The organism is Bacillus sp. SIMBA_005 (genome assembly GCF_046535585.1).
Taxonomy (GTDB): Bacteria; Bacillota; Bacilli; order Bacillales; family Bacillaceae; genus Bacillus; species Bacillus pumilus.
Genome location: NZ_JAWRWI010001321.1, coordinates 1 through 229, shown reverse-complemented (window position 1 = coordinate 229; position 229 = coordinate 1). Strand labels below are relative to the sequence as shown.

1 protein-coding gene is annotated in these 229 nt (G+C 57.6%); it reads left to right on the top strand.

The window, feature by feature from the left end; all coding sequences use genetic code 11:
- On the top strand, positions 1–229 hold a 229-nt coding region (locus SB660_RS24360; RefSeq protein ID WP_410585232.1), incomplete at both ends, for an outer membrane beta-barrel protein.

Genomic DNA, 229 nt, shown 5'->3' with positions numbered 1-229 from the left:
CGCGTTCGCGCCGAACTTCCATGCCTTCGGCGGTTATACCAAGCTGAAGTACGACGACATTGGTCTGGACACCAACCTCTGGAATGTCGGCGTTGGCTACAACTACGAGATTGCCAGGAGCACCGATCTGCTGGCCCGCGTGGCTTACCAGAACTGGGATCCGGAATATCGGGAGAAGGATTTCAATGGCTGGAGCGCCGAGGTCGGCATCAACAACTCGTTCGGTCCG